Annotated in this window: 13 protein-coding genes; 12 read left to right on the top strand and 1 reads right to left on the bottom strand. The window is 48.0% G+C overall.

Translation table 11 applies throughout. The features are described from left to right. Positions 1 to 179: 179 nt before the first annotated feature. Positions 180 to 1124 (bottom strand): dihydroorotate oxidase, encoded by a 945-nt coding sequence (locus tag ACYVR3_RS15020; RefSeq protein WP_461244878.1) that lies wholly within the window; start codon positions 1122 to 1124, stop codon positions 180 to 182. Between the two features lie 340 nt (positions 1125 to 1464). Here ACYVR3_RS15020 and ACYVR3_RS15015 point away from each other — a divergent pair, with 340 nt between their 5' ends. From ACYVR3_RS15015 to ACYVR3_RS14960, 12 genes are all read left to right on the top strand, one after another. Next, a complete protein-coding gene (locus tag ACYVR3_RS15015) occupies positions 1465 to 1875 on the top strand; it encodes a hypothetical protein (RefSeq protein ID WP_461244877.1) in 411 nt (136 codons plus the stop codon). 205 nt (positions 1876 to 2080) lie between these two features. Next, positions 2081 to 3367, top strand: a complete 1287-nt coding sequence (locus tag ACYVR3_RS15010) for a uracil-xanthine permease family protein (protein WP_461244876.1) — start codon at positions 2081 to 2083, stop codon at positions 3365 to 3367. Positions 3368 to 3393: 26 nt separating this feature from the next. Beyond that, on the top strand, positions 3394 to 4758 hold the full coding sequence (locus ACYVR3_RS15005) for a cytosine permease (protein WP_461244875.1): 1365 nt from the start codon (positions 3394 to 3396) through the stop codon (positions 4756 to 4758). A gap of 848 nt (positions 4759 to 5606) precedes the next feature. Further along, on the top strand, positions 5607 to 6152 hold the full coding sequence (locus ACYVR3_RS15000) for a GNAT family N-acetyltransferase (RefSeq protein ID WP_461244874.1): 546 nt from the start codon (positions 5607 to 5609) through the stop codon (positions 6150 to 6152). A gap of 113 nt (positions 6153 to 6265) precedes the next feature. Further along, a complete protein-coding gene (locus tag ACYVR3_RS14995; RefSeq protein ID WP_461244873.1) occupies positions 6266 to 7168 on the top strand; it encodes a cation diffusion facilitator family transporter in 903 nt (300 codons plus the stop codon). 38 nt (positions 7169 to 7206) lie between these two features. After that, on the top strand, positions 7207 to 7854 hold the full coding sequence (locus tag ACYVR3_RS14990) for a metal-dependent transcriptional regulator (RefSeq protein ID WP_054736958.1): 648 nt from the start codon (positions 7207 to 7209) through the stop codon (positions 7852 to 7854). A gap of 889 nt (positions 7855 to 8743) precedes the next feature. Then, on the top strand, positions 8744 to 9469 hold the full coding sequence (locus ACYVR3_RS14985; protein ID WP_461244872.1) for a threonine/serine exporter family protein: 726 nt from the start codon (positions 8744 to 8746) through the stop codon (positions 9467 to 9469). A 10-nt stretch (positions 9470 to 9479) separates the two neighbouring features. Beyond that, positions 9480 to 9962 carry a threonine/serine exporter family protein gene (locus ACYVR3_RS14980; RefSeq protein WP_156405724.1) on the top strand — a complete coding sequence of 161 codons (483 nt, stop codon included), beginning with the start codon at positions 9480 to 9482 and terminating at the stop codon, positions 9960 to 9962. 286 nt (positions 9963 to 10248) lie between these two features. Further along, a complete protein-coding gene (locus ACYVR3_RS14975; RefSeq protein ID WP_461244871.1) occupies positions 10249 to 10914 on the top strand; it encodes a phosphatase PAP2 family protein in 666 nt (221 codons plus the stop codon). Between the two features lie 195 nt (positions 10915 to 11109). Continuing rightward, positions 11110 to 11295, top strand: coding sequence for a PspC domain-containing protein (locus ACYVR3_RS14970; RefSeq protein ID WP_057151912.1), 186 nt, complete (start codon positions 11110 to 11112; stop codon positions 11293 to 11295). Between the two features lie 342 nt (positions 11296 to 11637). Continuing rightward, positions 11638 to 13086: an ABC transporter permease gene (locus ACYVR3_RS14965; RefSeq protein ID WP_461244870.1), complete on the top strand. Its 1449-nt coding sequence runs from the start codon at positions 11638 to 11640 to the stop codon at positions 13084 to 13086. 16 nt (positions 13087 to 13102) lie between these two features. Then, complete coding sequence (locus ACYVR3_RS14960; RefSeq protein ID WP_461244869.1) at positions 13103 to 13762, top strand: ABC transporter ATP-binding protein; 660 nt, start codon at positions 13103 to 13105, stop codon at positions 13760 to 13762. Positions 13763 to 14513: the final 751 nt, after the last annotated feature.

Here is a 14513-nt window from a genome sequence, read left to right as displayed (position 1 = left end):
GAAATAACAGTTTAAGTGGCGCCGAATTTTGTTGACTGAGAGCGCCGGTTTTCATGCGGCTTTGGCGAGCGAAGCGATGACAAACAGCCAACACCCAAATCGCACCAATGCTTACGCTGGACACAAGCAAAAAAAGACCCAGCACCGTCGAGAGTACTGAGTCAGATTAAGTTCAATAATTAGTCATCAAAGGTCTTAAGCTTACCCTTGAAGTCGTTGATGCTAGTGTAGCCCTTAGCTGCCATGATGGCGGTAAGTTCTTGTGAGATACGGTCGAAGATTTGGGTGCCTTCGTAGCCGAACTGGGTGCCGATTTGAACCATGGAGGCACCGCAGAGGATGTGTTCGAAGACGTCTTGGCCGTTGAGGATGCCGCCGGTCCCAACGATGGCGATTTCTGGCTTCAAGCGAAGGGCTAAGCCGCGAACGTTGGCCAAAGCGGTTGGTTTAACGAATGCACCGCCGATGCCGCCAAAGCCACCCTTAGGTTTAATCACAACTTTTTCGGCGTGGGGGTCGATAACCAGACCGTTACCGATACTGTTGATCGAGTTCACGAAAGTTAGTGGAAATTGGTTCAAGATGTCGGCGATTTGGTCAAAGTGCACTAAATCGAAGTAGGGTGGTAATTTAACGCCAAGTGGCTTGGTGTAGAAGTCAAATACCGCGGTCAACACCGTTTTAACCCGGTCGAAATCGTAACCAACTTGTGGATGTCCGGGGACATTTGGGCAAGAGAGGTTCAATTCAACGAAACCGGTGTAGGCGGAATCTTGAATCTGGTGCAACATGCTTAAGTTGTCTTCTAAGCTAGTCCCCGCAACGGATAAGAAGTTGGTGGTCCCGGGACGGTTGGCTTGGTCTTGTAAGACGAAGTCCAAGTAATAGTCTAAGCCTTCGTTAGGTAGTCCCATTGAGTTGATGCTACCCTTTGGCAGGGTGTGCATCCGTGGTGAGGGGTTACCAGCCCGCTTTACCGGTGTGGCACTCTTGGTCACGTAAGCGCCAGCGGTGGAATCGATCAGTTGATTTAGATCGGCTACCGATTGGCAGCGGACCCCCGCAGCGTTCATTAAACAGTTGTCAAAGGTTCTTCCGGCGATTTCAGTTGCTAAAGTTGTCATCAAAAAGTCAGCTCCCAGTCTGAATTATTTTTGGTTATTTGATTGCCTTGTACTTTACTCGAAAATTGAATGTTCGTCAATCCTTGTGACGGATTTATTTTTAAGTTGGTGCGAATTAGGTTAACTGTACCAGTTAGCTGGTTAACACCGCTAGGTCTAGAGTGGGCAGTATTTTAGAATGTTGAAAAAACGGAATTTATTGGCGTTAATTAAAAAAACTTTCGGATTCTTGAACGCACCATGAAAGCAACGTGTCATCAGCAAGTCACCGGACTTTGCCTCACCCCGAATTATTGGTAGAATGGAGCGATGACTGCAACAGCAATTTGGAGGTAATAACTTGACGGAAACCAACGAACCCACGTTAAACTTGGGTGATGAACAATTTAACCACATGATGTTATTTTTAAAAACGCCGATTACGGAGAAGACCCACTTGGATTACCGGTTCGGCGATTCTGAGTTACGAGAACTTAAATCAGGTATCTGGGCCATGCCAGCCTATCTTCAAGATGATGATCCGTTTAGTAGTTTCTTCTTGTTCACGATGATCGATGACGATCACATGGTGGTGGCCTTTTCTCAGGGCGAACGCCACGACAAGCAGTTGAGCCTAAGTGCGCCGATGACCACCGGCCAGGGACTCAACCAACTTTATGCGAATCAGGAAAAGCGCGCGCAACGCGTGTTGAAATTCCTGAATGATATTTCCCGAGCTGACGAGGCCGAATGGCGTCAGATTGAAGATTGATTAAATTAACATTGACACACCATGAGAGAATCACTATAATTACAGTCAATATGAAACCTTTTAACTTGGTCCCGTGAGGCTAAGAAGGGACGTTCGATTGGCGCATTGTAGCCAAATTAAAACGACACCTCTATACCTGCGGGCATAGGGGTGCTTTTTCGTTCAGCACGCCGAAGCCAAGTGAGAGGGCGAGGAGGAAACGGGTATGTCGCAACAGTCAGAAGGTCGCTACCGTAATCCAGATGCGGTACTTGATGTTTGGGAACGACCATCACTTGGCCAGTGGGTCGGGTTATCGATTCAGCACTTATTTTCAATGTTTGGCTCCACGGTTTTAGTGCCAATTTTAGTGGGGTTAAATCCCGGAATCGCACTTTTCAGTTCCGGTGTTGGGACCCTGATGTACATTTTGATCACCAAGGGCAAGATTCCAGCCTACATGGGGTCAAGTTTCTCGTTCATCGTGGTCATGCAAAGTTTGATGAAGTCAGCTGGGTATCCGTCAATCGCACAGGGGACGTTAGCGGTTGGGGTCGTTTACCTGATTGTCAGTTTACTGGTCTCAATGATCGGTTCGGGTTGGATCGACAAGGCGCTGCCGCCAATCGTCGTGGGACCAATCATCATGGTCATCGGGTTATCCTTGGCCGGTAGTGCCGCCAATAACGCCACGATGGTCAACAACCACTACAGTTTAACGTCATTTTGCATCGCCATTGCCACGTTACTGATTACGATTTTCTTCAACATGTTTATGAAGGGCTTCTTGGGCTTGATTCCAATTTTGTTGGGGATCGTGAGTGGGTATATCATTGCTGCGCTTGCCGGCGTGGTGGATTTTGCCCCCGTTATGGCCGCACCTTGGTTCAAAATGCCGGCGTTCCAGATTCCATTCTTAACTTACAAAATGACCTGGCACGTGGATGCCATCTTGAGTATGGCACCGATCGCCTTCGTTACGATGACGGAGCACATGGGGCACATCATGGTGCTGAACAAATTGACTCACCGGAACTACTTTAAAGATCCTGGCTTGAACCACACCTTAGCTGGTGATGGGACTGCCTCGATCATTGCCAGTTTCGTTGGTGGCCCGCCAATCACCAGTTACGGTGAAAACATTGGTGTGTTGGCCATTACGCGAGTGCACTCCGTTTACATGTTAGCCGGTGCCGGATTATTTGCCATTCTATTCTCGTTCGTTGGTAAGCTAAGCGCCCTCATTGAAAGTATCCCATCGCCCGTTATTGGCGGGATCAGCTTCCTATTATTCGGGGTAATTGCTTCCAGTGGTCTTCGGGTCTTAGTTGATAACCACGTCGACTTTAACGAAAAGCGTAATTTGATTATTTCTGCCACGATTTTAGTGATTGGGATCGGGAACGCCAGTCTTCAAGTAGCCGGCTTGACTTTCTCAGGTTTATCGATCGTGACCGTCTTGGGTATTTTGATGAACTTGATTTTACCAAAGCACGCCGTTAACGAAGCTTAGTTTAATTAATAGGGGGAAATACAACAATGGCAACCAAGAACGGTTTAGGGCGGGTGCCCGCCATTCCGATGGCAAATCGGCACATGTCGTATTGGGATATGTTCGCAACGTGGGTTGGCGCCAACGCGAATAACGGGACCTGGTACATTGGTGGCGTGATTGCTGCCTGTGGGTTCATGACGGCGTCAACGGCACTGATTATTTCGGGAATCGTGTCATACTTACTGTTAGCAGCTGCCAGTTTTATGGGTTACAAAACCGGATTAACGGCCATGACGCTGACTCGGGCATCGTTTGGGCTTCGCGGAAGTTTGTTGCCCTCCGTCATCAACATGGTTCAATTCATTGGCTGGGCGGCAGTTAATACGTTTATTGCCGCGACCTCGATGAGTTATCTTTTCCATGATATCTTCGGCTGGCCAGTCTATGGTAAGCCGGGCGGGACGTTAGGGCTCGTTGTTGGCATCGTTGTGATGAGTATCTTCCATTTATTAAGTATTTCCTTAGGGCAACGTTCAGTTCAGTTGATCGAGCGGGTCGGCATCGTGCTCGTCGTGATCTTTGTGGTTTGGGAAACCATCGTGGTCTTTCAAACGGTCTCCTTCCATGACATTATGAGCTGGCAACCACCGCACAACCTAAAGATGACGTCTGGGGCAGCGATTGACGTCTTGGCCGCCTTTAACCTCGCTTGGGTGACGGCTGCCAGTGATTTTTCTCGGTTTACCGGCGTGAAGAAAAATGCCACGCACGCCGCCTTCCTAGGGGCCAACGTGGGCCTCTTCTGGTTCGCCTTTATCGGGTTGATTGCCACCATCGGGACGGCGATTACGCTGAACCACTTTGATCCTAATAACTCGGATCCAAGTACGATTGCCAGCAAGTTGGGGTTAGGGTTCTTGGCAATGATCGTGATTATCCTGACTAGTACCACGGCCAACGCGGTTAACTTGATGTCCGCGGGGTCGGCCTTGACCAACATGACGCAGCGAATCAGTTTAACGGTCAGTCTTTGGATCGTGACGTTAATTGCGACTGCGGTAACGTTCTTACCAATCTTTGTTGCGTCGTTCTTGGACGTCTTTACGGTATTTTTAGACGGCATCGGAATGGTGCTGGGACCGGAAATCGGAATCTTCTTGGTCGACTTCTTCTGGCTACGGCGCCAGCGATACCAAATTGATGACTTCACCAAAGTTAAGGGTCAGTACTGGTATCAAGGTGGGGTCAACTGGTTAGCCATCTTGACTTGGGCCGTTTCCGTTGTGTGCTACGTGGGCTTGAAGCACGTGCCAATGATTGCCGACACGATTGGCGCAACCTTCGTGGTGATCATCATTAGTATGGTACTCTACGGTGCCTTGATGAAAGTTACCCAAAAAGAGCAGTAAATAGTGTGATTATGAGCAATTAAATGGTATTCTTACTATAGTAGTAGACCGTTACAGCCGGTCCTGGAAATACTTTTGAAGTTTGGCTTTGATCGTAGTTTGATAATCGTCGCCGCTAAACATTGACAATATTTGCCGTGGATGGCGCTAGAATGCGCTTTGAGTGCTTAGTGTAAGCTAAGCCAGTAACCGTATCTGAATGACGGGTAAGTGAAAATTAAGAGATTGATTTTCTCAGAACCGGTTGCCAAGTCTACTACTGAGGGAAGTCCGACATCGAAGTTAAGGTGGCGGGCTTTTCTTTTAGAGTGCGGAGAAAAACGGTTAAAGAGCGGAGTGTAACGGCGTCCCAACTAAAGCTACCGGTTTTTGGTAGCTTTAGTTGGGACGCCGTTACATGCAGCGCTTTGTTTTTCTCCGCACGTTTCGGCGCAGTAGCCAAAAAACGACAAACTAGCCCACCTCATAATGCCGTCTAAAAAAATAAACCGAAAATCAAAAATGGCGCCGAAAACAAAAGTAATCGAAATGAGCATCGCCCAAAGCACTCGATAGTAAAGCTGCGGTTAGCTTTTCTTGGTACGTGGCGAAAAGGGGCTTGATTGAGACATCAATAATTATTGAATGGTCGTTGTCATGTCGTTCAAACACGGCTTGCGCACAATCACCACTCAAAACGCAAATAAGAATTTCAATTCTGAATCGCTTCCAACTGGCTAAAATCAACGTTTTGAAATTAGAAAAACGTTAACCGAAATATTAGAAATTAATTGATTCTTTTTGGTAGACACCTGTTTGAAATCGCGTTAAGATAGCACAATCTTATAAAAACGGTGAGGTGGTAACGTATGAAATTACGTCGCGCAGAAATGAAAGATCTACAACAAATCGAGTCAATTATTCAGGATGGTAAACAACTGTTGGCCGCCCAACACATTGATCAGTGGCAGGGTAATTATCCGAACACTAACGTCTTAGTGGATGACATTCAAAATGGTCGCACAATGGTGTTAGTGGATGGTTACGATGTTTTGGGGACCGCGGCGGTGATTCCAGCGCCAGATGAAAGCTATCAAGAAATTGATGGTCAGTGGTTGACTGCTGGAAACAGCTACGTTGCCATTCACCGGGTCGCAGTGTCGAGTCACCACCACGGTAAGGGGCTTTCTGGCAAATTGCTGGCGGCCATCTTTGATGAAATTGACCGGCATCCAGCAGTGAAGGGCGTGCGGATCGATACGCACCCTGAAAACCTTGGCATGCAACACGTGATCAACAAGGCTGGTTTCACCAAGACCGGCACTGTTGAAGTGAAGGCGGATGACCTGACGGATGTTCAGGACTTTGCTTACGAAAAATTGACTAAGTCAGCTGCAACGGTTTATGCAAATTAAATTAACGATTTATAACAGCCCCGACGGAATGTATGTTATTCCTTCGGGGTTTTTAGTTACGCTTCTCGTCTCCTTCAAAATGTGCGATAATAAAGGGATAAGGGGTGAGCGAGATGGCTGAAAAGGATAACTTGTCTGGACAAAAATTTCTGGGTGTAACATTGCTCAACGCTGGCATTACGGTGCTGGAGATTTTTGGTGGGCTGTTTTCCGGAAGTTTAGCGTTGCTGTCTGACGCGGTTCACAATTTAGGTGATACCTTTTCAATTGCTATCGGTTACTTCGCTCACCGGATCAGCCAACGAAGTGAGGATGACCGCAATACGTTTGGCTATGGTCGAGCGCAGATCCTCGCTGCTTTATTGAACGCCATGTTGCTATTAGTTGTTTCCGCTTTCTTAGTGATTGAAGCAGTCCGGCGTTTACGGCATCCCGAAACCATTCAGGGCGACATTATGTTAATTGTGGCCGTTGTTGGGGCAATCGCCAACTTACTTTCTGCTTGGCTGCTTCATAGGGGATCCAAGCATAATTTAAATATGAAGGCAACGTATCTGCATTTGTTGAGTGATACGCTCTCATCATTTGGAGTTATTATCGGCGGATTACTGATTCAGTGGTACAATGTGACTATGGTTGATCCGATTATCACGATCATCGTTGCCGTCTATATTGCGGTGGAATCGTGGCCAATCATCCGGCACACCATCACGATTCTGATGCAGGGTGCGCCGACGATGGACTACGAGGCCATCAAAACCGACCTGTTGAAGATTGATGGCGTCACCAACGTGCACCACATTCACGTGTGGATGATCGATGAGAACCGGATCATGTTTTCGGCCCACGTCAATATGCGGGATATGAAGCTCAGTGAGGCTGAGGTGATTTATCACCGAATTGAACGCGTTTTGACGGCAAAATACGGTATTTGTCACGTGACGATTCAAGCGGAAGATGTTCGCGGCAAAGACGAAGGCCTGATTTTAAACGAAAAATTGACAGATAAGTTGTAGCGAGAGGTACGGTGTTAATGGAAAAGGCAAAAACTGGTATGACGCCCATGAAAGAGGACTATCTCAAAATTATTTTTGAGTTGGGCGGTGCCACTGATAAGGTCTCAAATAAGCAAATCGCAATTAGTCTCAACATTGCAGCAGGATCTGTTACCGAAATGATTGGTAAAATGGCCGAAGAAGGCTACGTGATTCATGAACCTTATGCGGGCATTACGCTGACGCAACGCGGAATCGATGCCGCCGTTGTGCTGGTTCGCAATCACCGGCTGTGGGAAACGTTCTTGGTGAAACGCTTGGGATACCCATTACCCGACCTCGACGTTGAAGCCGAAAAACTGGAACACGTGACAAGTGAACGATTAGCCAACGCGTTAGATGATGCGTTGGGGCACCCAACTCACTGTCCACATGGTGGCATCATTCCTGATCGGACGGGCCACTACGATGAAGAAACCCACCTCATCTTAAACGATGTTGCGGATGGCGAAACGGTCACGGTTTCCCGCTTTATCGATAACCATGACCTACTGACGTATCTTGGAGATATCAAACTTGATATCGGCGATCAGTTGACGGTCAAGAAACATGATCCGTTTGAAGGGCCTGTGCTGGTTGAGAACTTAACCGATAAGCAGAACCTGACGATTGGGTATAAAGCAGCTCATTATATTTTTGTTGAATAGTGGAACGTCTGACTGACGGCAATGTTGTCGTTGGTCAGACGTTTTTTACTTACGCTTGTGTCCAGTGTAAGCGTCATTGATGTGAGTTTGTGAAATGTGATTTGTGTGAACTGACGATCCCGGTCAGCGACTAGGTTCCAGCTGTGGGGCCGGCCTGAGCCAAAGGGCGGTCTCAGTCCTCAAATTGAAGCCACGCCAAAAACCGTGCGAGTCTTCAATTTGTCCCCGATAATTGGCGGTTGTCGGAAGTTCGTCAACAACCACCAATTATCGCGACACAGCTTCCACCTAGTCGCTGACCGGAATCTCATATTGCGCAATTCGGTACTGTCGCAGAACATCTCAAATCGCGTTGAACAGTAACGTCATCTTATCAAATCAACATAGACGTGACGGTCAACTGATGAAGCTCGGCATCACGCAACCGGTTAGTCCATTGCGGTTACTGAACATTGATCACAATTGCTTCTGCAGTTGCCGAGTTATTGTCTAACGTTGCCGGTACACAGTTTCGTCAACTTCAAGATGTGACAGTCAGCGGTTCTGGTTGACAACAGCGCACTATGTAGCGGGAGGCGGAGGCGCGCGGAGCTCCGGAGCGACGACCCGGCGAAGCCTGGAAGCTGCGTTCCAGCTCCGCATAGCGCCGGAGCCTCCCGCGGCATTCCTCCGCTATACAAAACCAGAATCACTGCGTTTCATAAACTAAGCATGCTTACGCTGGACACAAACGTAAGTATGCTCAGGACTAAATCAAAAACAGCGCCCTGCTCCCAATTTGTCAAAATCAACAAATAAAGTGGGTAAAGCAAGGACGACTAAGCTATAATTTAACTTAGTAGATTAGAAACGAAACGGGGCGAACAATGTGGGAACCAGGGGACACCAATTGATTAAGACTGCGCTACATGCGGGGCGAATCATGATTGAAAATGGGTCAGAAGTTGCGCGGGTTGAGGATACGATCCACCGAATCGCCGTCAGCGCAGGTTACCCACAGAGTAAGGTTTACGTGACGATCACCGGAATCATGATGTCGATTTCGGATGAGGAGAATGCCCAGATTGAACCCATCAATTTGCGGACGATCGACTTAGAGAAAATCACCCGGGTGAATGATTTATCGCGGAAGTTTGCGGCGGGGGAGATTGATTTGGTTGAGTTTGAATCAGACCTAACCGAACTAGAAGCGCACCCGCGGTATTTCCCGTTGTGGATGCAACTGATTTCAGCTGGAATCGTCAGTGGGACGTTGGAAGTGGTCTTTCGAAACAACTTTCCGGACTTTTGGATCACCTGTTTGATTGGGCTGATTGGTTGGGGTGTCTTTTACGCCGTGAATAAACTGGCACAAGTTCGGTTTCTAAGTGAATTTTTAGCAGCAGTTGCGATTGGCTTGTTAGCGATTTTAGCAGTGCACGTTCACTGGGGCAACAGCGTGGATGATATTATCATTGGTAGCGTGATGCCGTTGGTTCCCGGAGTACCGTTGACCAACGCCGTACGCGATTTGCTGACTGGTGATTTGGTGAGTGGTATCGCGCGAGGGATTGAAGCCCTGATGAGCGCGGTGGCGATTGGGAGTGGGATCGCGATGATCCTGCAGATTTTGTGAGGGTGAGCAAATGTGGATGATGATCATTAAATTAATACTCACCTATTTCGCCACCGTCACGTTTGGGGTGTTGATCAACGTGCCACGGCGGGGGTTAAATGCCGGGGGGATTATCAGTACACTGGGTTTCTTGGCCTACCTCTTGTGCTTGCAAGCAGGCGCCGGCATTGCTATTGCTAACCTAATCGGGGCTTTACTGATTGGCGTTCTTAGTATGCAGGCGGCGCGGTGGCTCAAGATGCCGGTGATCAACTTTAATATTCCGAGTATGGTCCCGTTTGTGCCTGGTGGACAGGCGTATCAAATGGTGAAGAATTTTGCCTTGGGTGATAACGCCGAAGCTATGAGCTACTTTTTGCAGGTGGCGGAGATTGCGGGCGCCATTGCGTTTGGGTTCTTGTTAGCGGAGTTGTTTAACCGGCTGCAGGCCAAAGTCATGTTGAAACTGTCAAACGAGTGGCGACGGGAACACCGAAATAATCCGAAACTATAGCGACAAAAAAGAGATGTGCAGATCACTTGAAAAGGCGATGTGCGCATCTCTTTTTGATGGTGAAGCTTAAACGATATGACCAATAATAAAACCGAGACATAGAATTAACAGCATTAAGGTGAAAACTGGCAGTGGTAACCGGATAGCTACATCAAACTTTAAGGCGCTTATCAAGACTGTTAAAATTTCTGCTAAGGCCTGAAAGTTGCCCGCAAGCTTAGTCACATTTATGCTATACTCGAACGTGCAATGTTTTAAGGTTGTTAGAAAATTGGAGGAATCATCGATGATTATTGAACAAGAACGCGACCGGCCATTCCGCTTGCTCGTGAGTGGTGGCTTGTTTGCTGTGTTGGCAGCGTTCGTCATGGCGCATTCAGGATTATTAGATTTTTTGGATGGCGTTATGATCCAGCTCGTCCAGAAGCATAGTTCAAGCACCAAGGATGCGATTTACGGGGCGATTACAGCAATTGCCAGTCCCAAGATGGACCTCATTGTGGTCTTTATCATCGCATTTTTACTGTGGGGATTTAAATATAAAATACCGGCGTTGTGGGCGTTAGGAACGATCATTGGCGGGGACGCAGTTGCGTTTATCGCTAAAGAAATCGTTCGGCGGGCACGTCCTCTGGGACACTTGGCTGCGGATGATGGGTTTAGTTTCCCAAGTGGTCACGTGTTTGGCACGACCATCATCGTAGCGATTCTTTGGATCGTTGTGGTGCCAATGTTACGCAACTATTGGCAATGGGTCGTTGTCAGAACCCTCCTATTCTTGTGGTTGATCTTAGTGGCATGGTCACGAGTTTACTTAGGCGCCCATTATCCAACCGATACGATTGGCGCAATGTTACTGGGCCATGCTTGGTTACAGATTTGCGAGTGGTTGTATCTGTGGCTCACGCCGAAGTTGCGGAATGTAAAATTGGTTAGAAATTCAATTGTGTAAGTAGGCTTATTGAAACGTTTTTAGTCTTGATAGTAGTACGAACGATAAGACGGGCGACATAGGGGCAAGCACTCCTGTGTCGCCCGTTTGATTGATGTGACTAAATTAGTCGCTGAACCACCGATAACCTGTTACACTAAGGTTAGTAACTGGTGTTTATAAAACGATTGCGTTGCCATTAAAGGGGGAATCGCCATGCAAAAACGATTAGTTAAATCCAAGAATCGGGTTTTCACAGGCGTCTTAGGGGGCGTCAGTGAGTATTTTGATTGGGAGCCAACCCTAGTTCGGATTATTTATACGATTGCGACCTTTCTTACGGGGATCGTTGGTGGGTGCGTGGTTTATGTGATTGCTAGTATGATTATGCCGGCGGATTGAAGTTAAAGTAAAGCGTATTAGATGGGCGTCGTCAATTTCTGAGGGAGTTGGCGAGGCCTTTTTTTGCGTTTGGCAGGTGTTGGCGGCATAGCCGAAACGTGTGAAAAAAATCAGGGGCCGGCCATATAAGGCAACAACGGCGTAAATTCCAAGACTGGGAATCTACGCCGTTGCTGCCTTATATTCTGGCCCCTAACCGATTTTTTTCACACTCTGCCTTTTAAGCTTAAATTAAGCCCCCACCTGTATAAACAAAGCATGCCTAAAAATAAAACGGAAAGGTGATGCAGTTTTCATGAATGATACTCAGTGTTTTAAGCAACAGCTAGCGGAGGTGACCGCATGAACTTCGTGAAACGTGCCTGGTTGAGCTTGACCGCTAAGAAGGGGCGCTCGCTGCTGATGCTGATCGTGATGTCAGCCATTATGTTATTTGTTTTTGCGGGTCTGTTGATCAACAGTGCTGCCAATAGCGCTACCAAGCAGGCGAAAGCCAACGTTGGGGCGACCCTGACGTTATCGGCTAACCGGGAAGCCGCATTTAAGAAAATGCAGCAGAGCAGTTCATCAAGCAGTAGTAGTCGCCCGAAGTTAACCATGTCACCGGTGAAACTCAGCGATGCCAAGAAGATTGCGGCTTTAGCCAACGTCTCAAGTTACAACGCAACGGTCAGCACATCGGTTGATGCTGACGGATTCGATACGGTTTCGACCAGTTCTAGTTCAAACATGATGGGCGGTCGGTTCGGGAGCAGCAGTAGTAGCACTGGCGACATCACTGTCACCGGGGTGACCAACACGGCAACCTCAAGTTCGTTCAGCAATAAGACCAACACGTTAAAATCCGGTCGGCAACTCACCAGTGCCGATAGCGGCACCAATAACGTGATGATCGAATCGGAACTGGCGAAGGCGGATGGCCTTAAAGTCGGCGATACGGTCAAGGTCAAAGCCACTTCGGGTAGCAAGACTTACAAGCTCAAAGTGGTCGGCATCTACAAGGCCAAATCATCAGCAACGACCACGATGGGGCCGGGTGCCAGTGATCCAGCCAACACGATTTACACGTCAACGACCTTTGCCAATACGGTTAAGGGCAGCAAGTACGCCAACACGGCGGATTCTGTAACCTTCACCATTAGTAATCCAAGTGCTATCAGCAAGGTCAAAAAAGCAGGTAAGCAACTCATTAACACCAGCAAATACAGCCTATCAGCTGACGACAGCAGTTACCAAACGGTTAAGGCGTCGATGAGTAACATTAAATCCTTCGCTAATAAGATCGTTTGGTTAGTCGCCATCGCCGGAACAGTGATCTTAGCACTGATCATCATGCTCCAAGTTCGCGAACGCCGACATGAAATTGGTGTGTTACTCGCAATGGGCGAAAGCCGAGTCAAGATTATTGGCCAGCTGTTTGTGGAATTAGCTATGGTATTGGTCGTCAGTTTAGTGATTGCCGGCATCGGTGGTCAATTTATCGGTAATAAGCTCGGTAATCAATTGGTCAGTCAACAGACGACATCACAAACGACTAATACTCAATCAACCGGTGGCCCTAGTGGTCAAATGGGAACTGGCAGTCGGCCAAGTGGTCAAGCGCCAAGTGGCGGCATGCACCAGATGGGTGGTCGATCCGCTAAGGCGGCGAAGACGACCCTTAAGGTGAAACTCTCAGCAGTTCAGTTGATTAAACTGGGTGCAATGGGCTTTGTGATCACCCTGCTCGCAGTTGTGGTTGCGGCCGGCGGTATTTTACGACTCCAACCCAAGAAGATCCTATTAGACTAAGGAAAGCGGTGAAACGATGCTCAACATTAAAGAATTAGGTTACTGGTACGACCGACCGGAAAATGCGTTATTCCAACACGTCAATTTAACGTTTGAAGTCGGTCAGTCCTACGCTGTGATCGGTCAAAGTGGGTCTGGTAAGACCACGTTTCTGTCATTACTGGCAGGATTGGATGTCCCAAGAGAGGGCACGATCGAATTAGATGGGCGTGATATTCAACAAATCGGCCTGACGAACTATCGCAAACACGACGTTTCAATTGTGTTTCAGTCGTATAATTTACTGACCTACATGTCACCGTTAAATAACGTTTTAACGGCGTTAGCTATTACGGATTCCAGTCATAAAGGCGATCAGGCCTTTGCGCGAGCCTTATTGCAGAAACTGGGGCTAACGGATGAGCAAATGACGAAAAATGTCGGTAAATTATCCGGCGGCCAGCAACAGCGAGTGGCGATTGCCCGGGCGATGGCCTGCGATGCTAACCTGGTTGTTGCGGATGAACCAACGGGTAACCTTGACGAAGCGAATACCCAAGAGGTTGTCGCACTGTTTCAACAGTTGGCACATGAACAAAACAAGTGTGTCATCATCATTACGCATGAATCCGATGTTGCCAAAGCGTGCGACCATGCTTATCGGTTAGCGGATCATCAGTTTGCGTTGACGGAGTAGATTCAATGGAGAAGCATCTGCTTTTTGGCGGATGCTTCTTTTGCTGTCGTTTGTGTCTAGCGTAAGCATGTTTAGTTTGTGAAGTACGGTGATTTGCGTGAACTGTCGATTCCGGTAAGCGGCTAGGTTCCTGCTGTGGGGCCGGCCTGAGCCAAAGGGCGGTCTCAGTCCTCGAATCTAAGCCTCGCCAAAACCCGTGCGAGTCTTAGATTCGTCCCCGATAATTGGCGGTTGTTGGAAGACCATCAACAACCGCCAATTATCGCGACACAGCATCCACCTAGTCGCTTACCTGCATCTCGCATTGCACAGTTCGGCAATATTGCAGATTATCTCAAGTGTTTAACTGCGCGGCTTGCGGCAGTATTGCAACGACTGACGTTGATTCGACAAACGACGGAATTGATCATCAGTTAACACTTTAGAATCGTAACGGATGTCTGAATGTCAACGCAACTGCATTAAGTCCACGCTAACGTGGTGCATGACTGGCAGATTTTGTATCGCACAACCGTTGATTCATTGTGGTTACTGAACATTGCCCACTATCGTTTCTGCGGTTGTTGAATTACTGTCCAACGTTATCGTTATGCAGTTTCGTTAACTCCAGATTGTTGCAGTCAACAGTTGAGTTACTAACAGCGCACCATGTAACGGGAGGCGGAGGCGCGCGAGGCTCAGCAGTGTCGGTATGACTTGGGCAGTCGTGCCCCGTGGGGTTCGGGGTGCGAGTGCCTTAGTCATACGCGGG

This window comes from Secundilactobacillus muriivasis, assembly GCF_054785195.1.
Note: the sequence above shows the minus strand (reverse complement) of the source record. Positions and strands in the feature narration are given on the sequence as shown.